11 protein-coding genes, 1 tRNA gene and 1 pseudogene are annotated in these 13,033 nt (G+C 54.9%); 1 reads left to right on the top strand and 12 read right to left on the bottom strand.

What is annotated here, in order from left to right; translation table 11 throughout:
• From AC2VLY_RS12750 to AC2VLY_RS12710, 9 genes are all read right to left on the bottom strand, one after another.
• Window positions 1-1,192: DUF3322 domain-containing protein (locus AC2VLY_RS12750; protein ID WP_486922399.1), on the bottom strand; the 1,192-nt coding region annotated here is incomplete at its 3' end.
• Window positions 1,189-4,581 (bottom strand): ATP-binding protein, encoded by a 3,393-nt coding sequence (locus AC2VLY_RS12745; RefSeq protein WP_486922398.1) that lies wholly within the window; start codon window positions 4,579-4,581, stop codon window positions 1,189-1,191. The genes AC2VLY_RS12750 and AC2VLY_RS12745, both read right to left, overlap by 4 nt.
• Window positions 4,574-5,230 carry a DUF4194 domain-containing protein gene (locus AC2VLY_RS12740; RefSeq protein ID WP_486922397.1) on the bottom strand — a complete coding sequence of 219 codons (657 nt, stop codon included), beginning with the start codon at window positions 5,228-5,230 and terminating at the stop codon, window positions 4,574-4,576. The genes AC2VLY_RS12745 and AC2VLY_RS12740 overlap by 8 nt, the downstream gene beginning before the upstream one ends.
• A 34-nt stretch (window positions 5,231-5,264) precedes the next feature.
• Entirely contained in the window at window positions 5,265-6,719 is a 1,455-nt protein-coding gene (locus AC2VLY_RS12735) for a DUF3375 domain-containing protein (protein ID WP_486892901.1), read from the bottom strand.
• A 64-nt stretch (window positions 6,720-6,783) separates the two neighbouring features.
• Window positions 6,784-7,203: a type II toxin-antitoxin system VapC family toxin gene (locus AC2VLY_RS12730; RefSeq protein ID WP_486892900.1), complete on the bottom strand. Its 420-nt coding sequence runs from the start codon at window positions 7,201-7,203 to the stop codon at window positions 6,784-6,786.
• A gap of 3 nt (window positions 7,204-7,206) precedes the next feature.
• Window positions 7,207-7,443, bottom strand: a complete 237-nt coding sequence (locus tag AC2VLY_RS12725) for an AbrB/MazE/SpoVT family DNA-binding domain-containing protein (RefSeq protein ID WP_010636975.1) — start codon at window positions 7,441-7,443, stop codon at window positions 7,207-7,209.
• A gap of 153 nt (window positions 7,444-7,596) precedes the next feature.
• Window positions 7,597-7,672: transfer RNA gene (locus AC2VLY_RS12720), tRNA-Ala, on the bottom strand.
• Window positions 7,673-7,754: 82 nt separating this feature from the next.
• Window positions 7,755-8,762: a class I SAM-dependent methyltransferase gene (locus AC2VLY_RS12715; protein WP_193650747.1), complete on the bottom strand. Its 1,008-nt coding sequence runs from the start codon at window positions 8,760-8,762 to the stop codon at window positions 7,755-7,757.
• Window positions 8,763-8,786: 24 nt separating this feature from the next.
• Window positions 8,787-9,548 carry a sulfite exporter TauE/SafE family protein gene (locus AC2VLY_RS12710; RefSeq protein ID WP_193650748.1) on the bottom strand — a complete coding sequence of 254 codons (762 nt, stop codon included), beginning with the start codon at window positions 9,546-9,548 and terminating at the stop codon, window positions 8,787-8,789.
• A 163-nt stretch (window positions 9,549-9,711) separates the two neighbouring features.
• Here AC2VLY_RS12710 and AC2VLY_RS12705 point away from each other — a divergent pair, with 163 nt between their 5' ends.
• The gene (locus AC2VLY_RS12705) at window positions 9,712-10,659 is read left to right on the top strand and encodes a D-alanyl-D-alanine carboxypeptidase family protein (protein WP_193650749.1); all 948 of its coding nucleotides are present in this window, start codon (window positions 9,712-9,714) and stop codon (window positions 10,657-10,659) included.
• A gap of 192 nt (window positions 10,660-10,851) precedes the next feature.
• Here the strand turns inward: AC2VLY_RS12705 and AC2VLY_RS12700 are convergent, their stop codons facing one another.
• From AC2VLY_RS12700 to AC2VLY_RS12690, 3 genes and pseudogenes are all read right to left on the bottom strand, one after another.
• Window positions 10,852-12,384: a DHA2 family efflux MFS transporter permease subunit gene (locus AC2VLY_RS12700; RefSeq protein WP_486892899.1), complete on the bottom strand. Its 1,533-nt coding sequence runs from the start codon at window positions 12,382-12,384 to the stop codon at window positions 10,852-10,854.
• 212 nt (window positions 12,385-12,596) lie between these two features.
• On the bottom strand, window positions 12,597-12,749 hold the full coding sequence (locus AC2VLY_RS12695; RefSeq protein ID WP_193650751.1) for a hypothetical protein: 153 nt from the start codon (window positions 12,747-12,749) through the stop codon (window positions 12,597-12,599).
• An 87-nt stretch (window positions 12,750-12,836) separates the two neighbouring features.
• Window positions 12,837-13,033: pseudogene (locus tag AC2VLY_RS12690) on the bottom strand (pseudouridine synthase); the annotation flags it as partial.

The raw sequence follows: 13,033 nt of genomic DNA, 5'->3' as shown, positions 1-13,033 counted from the left end.
GATTGGGCGTGGTCATGTCATCCAGCTGTTGAAGGTGGTCAGTCAGCCACTGGAAACCGATGTGTTCCTGTTCCAATCTGAGTCCAGGGCGAATGTGCGCGTCGCGCAGGTCATCGTAGAGGGATTGCTCTGCGCTTGTGAGTCGGTGCAGGTCAATCCGCAAGGGCTTGTCCTCACAGCCCCATAAAGCCGCATGGACATCCAGCGTGGCCCTGTCCATCAGGAAAGAATCCACATGGTCAAAGTGGCCGCGAAGCTGATCCAGAATGCCAAAACCATGGGTGTCAATATCTCCCCAATAATGGATTTTGCATTTGTTAAGCCAATGACTACGAGCCAGTGCATCCCAACCATAACCTGCACCAAAAATCACGATGGCATGATGCATTGGTGGGAAGACCAGGAAGTTGGTCTCATTTTCCGTAATGAATACCCGCTGCACAGCGAGATCCAGGCGACTGAAGCTGTCCGCATCCAGCGTCACATCGGGTGATGACGAACCGGGCAAAAGACAAATATTGGGGTCCAGCACGCGAAAGCGAATGCGCGTCGGTTTTTCCAGGAAGCCATAGCGGGCGGCGAACTGGCTGATTCCGGTTTTGCTGGCGTCCACCACATTTGTCGGTAAGGCCAGGTCGAGTAACTCGGTGAGCACTCCGCGATGATTTTCGATGAATTTGCTGTGTACGTTGGGTAAATCCACTTGCCGCAAGTAGATGCCAGGGCGGGGATGTTCGGCCAGCCAGGTCACCACAGCCAACAAACGGGGCCAATCGGCGGACAGCGCCAGCGCCTGGAGAGGGCGTCTTTCCAGCCAGGGCAGCAAGGCGGGATGGGTTTGCCGGGTGACGGAAACCTGCTCCATAAAGCAGTTCCAATCTTTGCGCTTGCCCAGGCAATTCAGTGCATCTTCCAATGTCTCGACCCACACGCAAGTTGGCAAGTTCTGCGTGCCCTGAACGTGATGGCGAAGCGCCTGCCACTCCACCCGCACGAATCTGGTCGATGCCAATTCGGTGGCCCAGGCGCGCACTGCCTCAAAATGATCGGTGATGTCCGCTGAGTTGGGGGTCTTGAGAGCCAGGCGTAAAGGAAAACGCTCCCTGCCGGTCACTGCGTCGCGCAGTAGTTCTCCGCGTTCCCAGAGCCGCATCAACTGCTTTTTCAATTGCTGCGGGTCAGTCCAGGTCACGGCACTGACACCTGAACAGATTGGGCGGTCATGGCGGCTTTCTGCGCCCGATATTCTGCAATGGAGAGATTGCGGAGCTGCGAGGATCGCCCGCCCTCGTTATGAACGAATCCCACACTGGAAACAAAGGGTTCGATAATGTGGATTTTCTGCAGCGGAGTCACGATCAGTAGTTGCAGGTTGAGTTGCTGGAATAATTTCAGACCATATTGGGCAGACTCATCCGAGCCACGCCCGAAGGCCTCATCAATGACCACAAAACGGAAAGAACGGGAACGCACCGCGCCCCATTCCAGGCCAAACTGATAGGCCAGACTGGCCGCCAGGATGGTATAGGCCAGTTTCTCCTTTTGCCCGCCTGACTTGCCGCCGGAGTCCGAGTAATGCTCGTGCTCGCTGTTATCTTCCCGCCAGCGCTCACTGGCAGCGAAGAGGAACCAGTTACGTACATCGGTAACCTTGCTGGTCCAGCGTCGATCCTGCTCCGACAAACCCTCTCGGCCCCGGAAGCGGTCGATGATGGTTTTGACCTGCAGGAACTTGGCCTCGGAATACTGGTTGTCGTCCGAACCGGTGACGGTACCCTCGGTGCAAGCGCGTAATTCCTGCTGGAAATCGCGGATTTCTGCATCGGGACTGGGCTGTGATTCAAGCACGATGTAACGGCCGGGATTGTAGTCGATCTCGCCCAGCGATTGGTTGATATGGGCAATACGTTCCTTGATGGTTTCACGCTCGCGGGCCAATTGGGCATTGAAATTGGCAATTTCGTTGATGGTGTTGACATTGAGCAGTTCTTTGAAGCGCGTCACAAAACGCGGCAGGTCGTCACGATTCAACTGGGTCAGCAGGTTTTCATATTCAAAAGCCGCCTCAAGACTCGCATCGATCTCGGCGGTTTCGAGTTTGAACTGCTCTTTGAAGGAAACCATGGCCTTGATGATTTTCTCAGCAAGATTTGCCAGTCGCCTTTGCTCGGCATCGAGTCGGTCCTGCAGCCATTTGCGTAGATCCTGCTCACGATTATCACAAGACTCAATGCTGAGTTGGTGCTCACCCAGTGCTGCGGAGCGCATGGTTTCGAGCTTTGCCTGCAAGCTGTCGTCGATGCTCATATCCTGCAGCAGTGCTTCGGTTTGCTGACGCAACGCTTGCGCATCGGCGCGCCGCTGCTCTACTTTGGCACGTTTTTCGCGGGCTGCCTGCAGCGCTTCCCCCGTCTCTTTTTGCGTTTTCAGCAGGGTATGCAGGTTGTCGTTGAGCTGTTTGAGCACATCCGACGCGGATTCCAGCCGCTGGCGCTCATCCACCAGCTGGGCGATCTCGGTGGCGACGCTGGCCCAATCCAGTTCATCAAAGGCAGTGAATTCCTCAAGACGGGTCAGGGCATCAAGACGATCATTGAGCACATCACGTTCTTTCTGGATGGACGCAATCTGACTGCCAATTTCAGCCAGTTGCGCCTCAAGCTGGCGACGTCTGGCTTCCAGTGCGGCGATCTTCGCAGTATTGCTCCAGCCCAGCACATAGCGGCTGCGATCATCAATGCGGTGACGGTCGTCCTTTTCATGCCGGCCACTTGGGTCTTTGATCTGCCCCGCGCGAGTGATGGCACGTGTTTCACGGCGAAACTGCTCTTGCGTACTGCAGCAGGCCACATCAAAGCGATGGGCCAGTTCGCGCTCCAGCCAGTCATAATAGGGCGAGTCGGGCTTGATGGTCAGTTTGCGGACCAGGGAATCCCGGTGCAGGTCCGGCAGTTCAGAGGTCTTGCGTGCGCGCACCTGAAAGTACACCAGACGGCCACGCAGATGGGCCGCATCCACCCACTCTGCCACTGCCTTGTAATGTACATCCGGCACCAGCAGCGCCAAACCGAAGCCGCGTAACAAGCGTTCGGCTGCGCCTTCCCAATCGCGTTCATCGTCACGCACCTGGATCAACTCACCGATGAAAGGCATGTCATCCACATTCAAATTCAAAGCCGCACATAGGGCATCACGAATCTGGACCTGTTGATCATCGATGTTGCTGCGCCGCCGTTTGAGGCTGTCGATTTCCAGGCTTTGTTGGGCATGTTCCTGCTTGCCCTGGCGCATGGTTACGCCATATTCAGTGAGGGTGTTTTGCAGGTCGGCAGCGCTGTTGCGGGTTTCCTCCCGCCAGCTTTGATACTTGCCCCGTTGTACGGCGAAGTCGGCGGCCTCGTTGGCGGGTGCTTCGCCCAGTACGGCGGTCAGTTCCGCATAACGGGCAGCCTTGGCTTTACGTACATCCCGCAACTTTTCTTTCTTGTGGATTTCGCTGGACAGCCATTCCAGTCGATCACCACCATTGGCATTGATGGCCTGCTTCAGTTCATCCACTTGCTGACCATGCGCTTCATGTAACGCGCTCAGTTTTTGTATCTGGGCATCCACCCGATCCCAGTCTTCTGTCAGCGAACTCAGGCGTTTGTCGATCAGTCCGAGTTTCAGGCCAGCAAAATGGGAGCGCAGACCTTCCCGGCAAGCCCGCAAGCTGTCGGCCTCAGCCTGCATGGCCTTGTGGCGAACGCAGTCTGCGATCAGCGGCGTGAGTAGCTCCACCTGTTGGCGGGTTTTCAGTACAGCCTGATGGGCCTGGTTGAGATCATCAAAGTGACTGATCAAGTCTTGCAGGCGCTGGTCAACTGCAAAGGGTTCCAGCATATGGCTACGGACGAAGTCCGTCAGGTTACCTACCGATTTCATCGATACGGTCTGGTGGAACAATTCCAGCGCTTGATCGTTTTCAATACCGAAACGTCGACGAAACCATGCCGCATAGGGAGGAAAGCTGTCCTGTAATTCTGCGCCCTTGGCGCGCAGATTTCTGCGCAATTGAGCGATGTCCGATCCGAATTGGGCGAAGTCGGCGGTAATGGACAGCGCCCCTTCCGCGCCCAGAAAAAACCGTGCGGGCTGCCCCTGGGAGTCTTTCATCCAGAACACCTGAGCCAGTGTCACCGTCTGGGCATAGCCGGCATTCTGGAATACGCCGAGAATGACGGAGTAGCTATTTTGGTCCCGCAGGCTCACTGGTTTGGCTGCTCCGGTAATCTCATTGCGCTCGGATTTGTAATGCCCAAGCACATAAGAGCGCAGGGTGCGCTCCTTGTTGTCTGCTCCGGCTGCCTTGTTGTAGGCAACCCGGTTGGCAGGTACCAGCAGGGTAGTGATGGCATCCACCAAGGTGGATTTACCCGAACCGATATCGCCGGTCAGCAGCCCGTTTTTGCCATCCAGTTGCAGCGTCCAGACCCGGCTGTCAAAGGTGCCCCAGTTAAACACTTCCAGCCTGGTCAGCCGGAATCCTGACAGGGTGTCATCAGCACAGAAGTCGAGGTCCAATAATTGTGGCTCATTCATGATCAGTTTCTTCCCTGCTGCCGGTCGTGCCAGCCAGTTGCTCCTGGTAACTGGCCAGACGTTCATCCAGTTCGGCCAGCCATTGAGCGTCTACAAAGGCCTTCAGAATACGTCGCACTTCATAATTGGCTGGTCCAGCGGTAGCACCACTGGCCGTTTTGAGTTTTTGTAGAAAGCCCAGTTCGACGACTTTGTTGATGGTGGTTTCAATCTGGTCAATCAGCCTGGCTTCATTCGGGTCATCGGGCAGAAATACCCGCACCAGATCCACGATGTTATCGCGGGACAGGACCAGTCGCGTGTCGCCCCCACCAGCGTCAAACTCGGCCAGTTTTTTGCGCAGCAAGGCAAGCAGTAAACTGACGGCAAAAGATAATGGCCGACGGGCCACCAGACGGGGTAAGCGCGGGGAGGGGTCATCCGCAGTCGGTTCGGGGCGGCTTTTCAGGAAGGCATAGCCTTCAGCCTCATCCAGTACCAGGTCGAGATTGAGCACGCCCACATAATCACGCACCCGCGCTTGCAGTTGCAACAGTGCGGCCCATTGGCGTTCGTCATTTTCACGATAGAGCACACCTTTGAGCAGGCCAATCAACAGCACCGACAAGTCAGCAGGCGGAGCAGCCGGTGTAGTCTGGGTTATGTTCAAATATTCCACTTCCATTTCTTGCCTCGATGCCTGTTCAACGCATGAAAATCACGCGGGGTAGTCGCGCGCTGCGAATAAGTGTTTGCCCTTCATCTGTTGTCTGCCAGCGGATGGATTCAGTCGTGTCTTCATCCACTACGCTGCTGAATACTTCACTGCCCAACTGCAGGTAGGCAATTAATTCAGCCAGCCCTTGTTGCAAGGGCTGATTAGTGACCAGTTCGCGCAAGCTGATCTGGGTGTGGTTTTGCAAAGTGTTGCGAATATGGCGGGTTAGCCGGGCCTTATCGACGACGACCTGTTCAAAAAGCCTGGAGGGATCAATGTTTTCATCGCCAGCCCGGAGGATGATTTCGGCAATCATTGGGTTGCTGGCCGGAGTGAACAGTGGACGTTCCATCGCCAGCACAATATCCGCGCTGGCTGCAGCCATTTCCATCACCGTGCCGGTCGGAGCTGTGCTGCGCAGCGCCAGTGCCTTGCTTTCAATGCCATGCAAAATATCCATGATGCGACGGTTTTCCAGCCATGCCTGATCATCGAGAAAGCGGCGTAATTGCTGGGACAAGGCGGCGACGGTGCGCTGGGTCTGTTCACCAGCTTCCATCCAGTCGTAGTGTATCCGGCGGGTGCGGGTATCCGGGTTCAGTTCCGCCACAGCGGGTAGCGCCAGTACTTGATCCAGTAGATTGGTCAATTCTTCCTGCCGACGGCTGGATAATAGAAAATCCCAAAGGGCACGGAAACTCTTGCCCTGGTCGGAATCACCAATAGCATCGCGCTCACCCATGATCTCTTCCAGCAACGCCCCTTTGCTGCCCTCCCATAGCGCAATGCGCTCACGTACGCGGCGGTCCAACTGGCGGAAATTGTGCTCCACCTCGCGAAAATCGGTGAGTAACTCGCGTGCGCCCTGCATGAATTGCTGAAAACGATCCTTCACTGCCGTGTCATCCAGCAGTGATACCTCGCCCGCCAGCACCTTTGCAATTTCGGCATCAATGCCGTCACGCTTTTTGTGCAACTCGGCAATGCGTTTGGCAGGGTCGGCTTCGCTGCCCTCGCTCATCTGCTTGAGCAGGTCAAAGAGGGTAAGCAAGCGCGATTCGGTTCCGACAAATTGCCGTTCACTGAGTTGCGTCAACCAGGCAATAGCCTTTTCGGTAGCCGGGGTCAGATCAAACTGCGCCTCGTCCGTGCCCGTGCGGTAGAACTTGCGCAGCCAGCCCTTATCGGGTTCTGCCCAGTCGTTCAGGTATTCCAGTGCAGGTTTGGGGAATGCAGCCTCGCCCATATGCAGGCGTAGGGCATACAACTCATCTTCCAGTGCTTCGGCCAAATCCGCCGCTGCCATCACCCGCTCATTGGGCACTACGAATACCCGATGCAAAAAGCTTGCTATCAGCGGTGCATGATCTGAACGCAACAGGCGCCATGCGGGGTGATGGTTACGCAGACCGTCAAGGGTGGCGTAGTCGAGAGTTACCAAGTATTACAAACCTCATTTTCGTACTTAAACAATGTCGGCAAGTTTCCAGCATGATTTTTTGAATTCATTGCTTGCCCGTCTCGGATGCCGGGCTTACCAGACTGACCCCGGAGAAATATGTGGAGTATCGCTGCCTGTCACGGGTCAGCACGGGGCAGCCAGCCACGGCAGCATGGGCGCCGATGAAGAAGTCGGCAAGCACGTTGTTTTTCTTTCCTCCCTGCCGGCGGTAGCGCACGAAGGCCTTGCCAGCCAGGAACAGCGCGGGCCGGGGAATCTCGAGCATCGTCAGACCCAGTTCAGCGACAGTGCGATCCAGGGCTTCGACCGTCGAGAACGTCAACGACAGTTCGGCATAGATGATCGGATTGATGACCAGGCGATGAATTTTGGACTGCGCCCGTAGCTGGCCGATGGACCAGTCCGCCCATTCCGGATCGTCCTCCAGAACGTCGACCAGCACATTGGTATCGACCAGCAGCATCAGTTATTCACCGCGCAGCAGGGCCATCAATTCATCGGTGCGCCACTTTACGTCGGCCCTGCCACGGGCTATCTCGAAGCGATCCGGCTTGCGGCTGGGCCGGGCACCGACCTTGTGAATAACGACATCGCCTTCGCGATTGACCGCGAAATCAACAGAGCAGCCCGGCGCGAGATTCAGTGCGTCGCGAATCTGCTTGGGGATGGTGACCTGTCCCTTGCTGGTGAGTGTGGTTGCCATTTGATGACTCCTGACGTATTACGGTATCCGCGATTGTAATACTACCAAGACACGACGGCAATTTCCGAAAATTCGCAGCGCCCGTGAAGCCCTGCCACTGCTGGCCCTTCGCGGGCGTAAAAAAACCCGGAGCATGTCCGGGCTTTGGAATGTTGGTGGAGCGGAGGAGGATCGAACTCCCGACCTTCGCATTGCGAACGCGACGCTCTCCCAGCTGAGCTACCGCCCCATGAGCGCAAAGGATAAAGAGAAGCCTCGCGGAATGCAATGCTTGTAAACTGCTGGCAGGGCTAGGTGTCAGTTTTTGCTGCTCAGCAGCGCCCCACCACCATTACATCGCTGCCAAACGGGAAAATTTCTGGCCTTAGTCCGGCTTCTTTCAAGGCGCTGGCGATTTCCTCAGGATGCAGGAAATGATTCCCTTGGACATGCTCGGTGAGATTCTGGTAAGCCATGCCCCGCAAGGGTGCTTCGCGCAGGCGACGATGATCATCTGGCCATGCGGGTTCCCAAATGACTACGGCGCCTTCTGCTTTGAGATTGCTGCGCAGTTTGTCAAAAATGGCCCCACGTTTTTCCCAGACATGGTGAAGGGCACGATTCATGGCAATCAGATCTGCCGGTTCTGGCAGAGAAAACGCGTGGATGTCGCCCTCCGAAAAGTGCAGACGGTCACCCAGACCCTCCTGTTGGGCTGTTTCCTGGGCCTGTCGCACATTTTCCGCAAAACCATCCAGACCTAGGCCCCGCAAATGGTTGCAGCGCTGTGCCAGTGCCCGTAAATACCAGCCATTTCCGCAACCGAGATCCACAGCAAGACCACCCCGGGCATCTACTTCGGCAAATATGGGAACCTGCGGGCAGATTTTTTCTTCAAAAGTCTTGCGGAAATTGTTTTCCAGCATCAGCCCAAACCAGGGCAGAATGGTTTCCCGTTCCGCCAGTACTTTTTCACCCGGACGTTCGCCCGTGCGCATCAGTCCTGCGGCGCGTTCAGCCATATGTGCCGACAGGACCGAACCAATAGCTGTTGCCATGCGGCTACCCGGAGCCTCGGGGCGCATGCTGTCGCCATCTGCGCTGAGTTGCCACTGATCGTCGGAATTCAGTTCCAGCCAGCCAAAAGCATAAGCAGCATCGCACCAGCGGGTGACGTATCCTTCGTCCATGCCCGCTTGCTGAGCGAGACGTCGGGAATCAGCCTTCTGCAGTTGGTGCAGGGCACTGAACAGTCCATTGACGACACCTATGAAAGCAATATTCAGGGATTGTGCGCCCTGAGCCTGCTGCCTGAGTTCTTCCATGCTGCGTAAAGTCATGTGGTCTCCTTGTCGCTCGATGCGTTAAATAAGGTATTTCAGGCCGACTACGGTCAGTAATCCCAATGTGCCTAATAAAAAAGCGCGTTGGTTGATACGTAGGTGTAAACGATTACCCGCCCAGAGACCCAGCAAAACTGGCGGAATCAACATTAAAAAACCTATGGCCAGCTGCCAGGTCAACAGCGCCAGGGCTACATACATGAACCCGCGCAACACATTGTCTGTGAGCGCAATCCCCTGAAAAGTGGCGCGAAAAGCGCGTTTGTCCAGATGCCGCATTTGCAGGTAGGCGACGATAGGTGGTCCACCCCCACCGTAGAGGCTGCCCACGACTCCCCCAAATATACCGAGCGGTGTGCCCCAGGGCAGACTGATGCGCGGCAGACGATCGGGCTTCATGGCAAGGGCGTACACCACGTAGGCGAGAATGAATACACCGAGGAATCGGGTCAGATTTTGGGCATTGGTATCAGCCAGTATGAAAGAACCGATTGCCAGACCAATGATGCTGCCGGGGATCAGCCAGCGTAACTCCGGCCAGCGCATTTCCCGAAAATCATAGGCACCCAGTAATACTGAACCGAGCAGATCCAGAAGCAATACGACTGGCACGACTTCCTTGATGGGAAATATAAGCGTGAGCAAGGCCACGGAAATCAGCCCGGAACCAAATCCGATCACTGCCCGGACGTAAAAAGCCAGGAGAATAATGAATCCGGCGATGGCCCAGAGGAGGGGGGAATGGATGAGGGTGGCATAAGAAAGGGACGCGTGTAAGTTCATACCGACCAGTCTATAAGTTTTGAGGAGTGTCTTCCAGAAGCTGGGAATGCCCCGCTTCCAAGCAACTGCGCACATATAGGCATTTCAGAAAAAATAGCCTAATATGAAACTATCCTGAGAAATTGCTTTAACCTTGCATCCCGTTAAGGGGGAGGGCTAACCCATGCTGCCGCATCCATCTGCAAATACTGCACCGATCACATATCGTTCCTACCGGCTTCATTTATGGTTCCTGGGCCTGTTTATATTGGGATGGACGTTCATTTTGGGTATTCCTGCTGCCCGCGCCAATACCAACAGCAGTGGTTTGCCGCCCATTGATGCCCGCGCTTATATTTTGATGAATGCCCAAACCGGTGCCATCATCGCCGCTAAAAATGCTTACCAACCCTATGCAATTGCCAGCATTACCAAGCTCATGACCTTGTATCTGCTGTTTAAGGACATTCACGCTGGTGGGTTGCAGTTGCACCAGGAGTTTGTACCCTGTCAGGCAGCACTGGAAACCGGTGGTTCCAGCATGTTCATGCATCCCGGATTGCGCTTTTCAGTAGCCCAGATGATTTTGGGAATGACAGTTCCTTCAGGAAACGACGCTGCCGTTGAAGCTGCGCATCTGGTGGCTGGCAGTGTCCCGGCCTTTGTGCATGAAATGAACCAGACGGCGCGTAAAATCGGTATGTTATCGACAACCTATTTTGATCCGGACGGCCTTCCCCATCCCAATAACACCGCCAGTCCTTATGATATTGCTATTCTCACCAGGCGAATTATGACGGATTTTCCGCAGTACATGCATTTTTTCAACCATGAGAATTTCACTTACGCAGGCATTACCAGTCCTAATCCCAATTTGCTGGTAGGCCGCGTGCCTTTCATCACCGGCATGAAAAGCGGTTATACCGATGCCGCTGGTCATTGTCTGGTGGCTACGGGCACCCAAAATGGGGTGCAACTCATTGCCGTGATTCTGGGCGTCCCTTCATTTACCGATGAAAACCGTGGTTTCTGGAAGGCCTCCTGGCAAAGTCTCAAATTGCTCGACTGGGGTTTTGCCAGAACGCTCTGGCTGCCTGCCGTACCCCATCTGGAAAAAACCTCGGCACCCTGAAACGGCGGTGGGCCGGGAAGCTTTGCCGCGACTTTGGCCCGCGCCGTTGTTGTTCCTGGTGAAATCCTGCGCCCGTCAGGAGAGCTGTCTGAGCCCACAGGGCGAGTTCTCTCCTGACAGCAGGATGAGCCTTGGAACAGCAGGCAAGGGGCGTTGGCGCAAAAAGCTTCCCGGCCCACCACCGTTTCAGGGTTACTCCTGTACGGGTGGCGGAGTATTTTCTCCCTTTTCTGGAGCTGGCTTCTTGAGAAATAAAATCAGCGGAATCATCACCAGAAAACCGTAAAATACCAGCACAAATGCATCGAGGGTGCCGCGCATGTTGGCCTGATTATACAGAACAACATTACCCAGAATCTGCCAGGTAGTCGGATTCTGGGTTATCCCAGCCGCTGCCAGATATTGGTGAAACGCCGGATTGAAGGGGTTGATGAACTTACTCATCTGGTTCCAGCCCACTTGTGTTTCCTGACTCATGACGGTAGACACAATAGCGATGCCGACACTGCCACCGAGGGTTCTCATCAAATTGAAAATTCCCGACCCCTCTGCCTGCTGTGATTTCTTGAGGGTTGTAAAAGCCAGGGTAAACAGGGGAATAGTCACCAGGCCAAAGCCTATGCCGCGAATAAAGCTGGGCCAGATCACCCACTGTATATTGATATTGAGGTTGTAAAGGGTGGTGAGGTAGGTTCCAAAAGCGCCGATTACAATACCGACCAGCACAATATCGCGGGGATTGATCCCCTTGCCGAGCAGGCGGCCAGCCAGCATCATCGCCAGCATTGCGCCGATTCCTTGAGGCGCCATAGCCAGTCCGGCCGTAAAGGCCTCATAGTGCATCAAAGTCTCCAGCATGATGGGCAAAATCACCATGGTGCCAAACAGGGCGAGACCGAATATGCCGATTCCCAGGCTGCCAATAGCCAGATTGCGGTCTTTGAGGAGCCGCAAGTCGACAACCGGATGCTTGACACTCAGGGAACGCCACACAAAAAAGAGCAGCCCAAGGATGGTAATCAAAGTCAGGATGATGATGGTTTGTGAACTGAACCAGTCATCCTGATCCCCGAGGCTGAGAATGCCTTGCAGAGACCCCAAACCCAGGGCCATCAGCGCAAATCCAGTCCAGTCCACGGGCCGGGGGTTTGCGCTTTTGCCGCCGTCCGGCACGCTTTGCATCAGTAAAAAGGCGAGAATCCCAAAGGGAATGTTGACGTAAAACACCCAGCGCCAACTGAGCGTGTCCGTCAGATAACCACCCAGAGTCGGTCCCAGAATCGGTCCCAGCATGATGCCCATACCGAGAATCGCCATGGCCTGACCGCGTTTATTGGCCGGATAGGCTCCGAGCATGATGGTTTGCCCGACAGGTGCCAGGGACGCCCCGAAAATGCCCTGAAGAAAGCGCCAGAGGACAATCTCGGTAAGGCTGTGTGATTGTCCGCATAGAGCCGAAGAAATCACGAATCCCACCACACTCCAAAGCATGATGTTGCGTTGTCCGTAGCGTTCCACCAGAAGGCCGGTAAGGGGGAGTACAATGACGTTGGCCACCATATAAGCGGTGAGCACCCAGGTGATCTGATCGCTATTGGCCTGCAGGGAGCCACGCATATAGGTCAGGGCAACATTGACGATGGTGAGATCCAGAACCTGCATCACTACTGCAAGCATGACTGCCACGGTGATGACCAGACGGGATGTAGACTGCTCTTGCGCCACCAGTTGGGCTCCTTGATGGGGAATGATAATCTGTCAGATACCGACCGTTCGGTCAGTATAAAGAGGAATATGCTTGCTCGCAAGAGCAGCTGATAGAGCGGTTAAGCAGCAGGGAAGACCTCAAAACCGGGCTCCGGGCTGTTTTGATATACCCCGTTGCTCAGACCAAAAAAAACCGGCCATAAAGGGCCGGTTGTGGAGGATAAAAATGATCAGGCGGCACGGGGAACCGCCAGATCCCGCAGATCCTGATTGTTCATAAATGCCTGGTATAGATCTTCATCAGAAACGTCTGCAAAGCAGTAACCGGCTTCTTCCAGCTGGTAAACCAGGGCAATCATTTCAAATTCCTGTTCCATTTCCATGATCGTTCTCCATCAGTAAATAAGGTATAACTAACATACATGGATATTATGACTATGTCAATATAATAAATATCTAATATACTCTGCTCAGGGTACCAAAAGTCTTTCTTCGTCCGGGCTCAGCCAGCGCCACTGTCCACTGGACAGACTGCCCAAAAGCAGATCTCCTACAGCTACTCGAATCAGGCGTAACACTTCCGCATCGGCGCCTTGCAGCAGGCGACGAATCTGCCGGTTACGCCCTTCCTGAAGGACAATTTCCAGCCATTGGGTTTTTCCTCCGC

It is taken from the genome of Acidithiobacillus sp. TH-A36 (assembly GCF_057473445.1).
The sequence above is the reverse complement of the archived record's forward strand: the minus strand, read 5'-3'. Positions and strand labels throughout refer to the sequence as shown.

Excerpts from the sequence above, each read along its gene's own strand:
- AC2VLY_RS12745 (WP_486922398.1), bottom strand. The coding sequence starts at position 4,581 with ATGAATGAGCCACAATTATTGGACCTCGACTTCTGTGCTGATGACACC.
- AC2VLY_RS12730 (WP_486892900.1), bottom strand. The coding sequence starts at position 7,203 with ATGCTGCTGGTCGATACCAATGTGCTGGTCGACGTTCTGGAGGACGAT.
- AC2VLY_RS12725 (WP_010636975.1), bottom strand. The coding sequence starts at position 7,443 with ATGGCAACCACACTCACCAGCAAGGGACAGGTCACCATCCCCAAGCAG.
- AC2VLY_RS12715 (WP_193650747.1), bottom strand. The coding sequence starts at position 8,762 with ATGACTTTACGCAGCATGGAAGAACTCAGGCAGCAGGCTCAGGGCGCA.
- AC2VLY_RS12710 (WP_193650748.1), bottom strand. The coding sequence starts at position 9,548 with ATGAACTTACACGCGTCCCTTTCTTATGCCACCCTCATCCATTCCCCC.
- AC2VLY_RS12705 (WP_193650749.1), top strand. The coding sequence starts at position 9,712 with ATGCTGCCGCATCCATCTGCAAATACTGCACCGATCACATATCGTTCC.
- AC2VLY_RS12695 (WP_193650751.1), bottom strand. The coding sequence starts at position 12,749 with ATGGAAATGGAACAGGAATTTGAAATGATTGCCCTGGTTTACCAGCTG.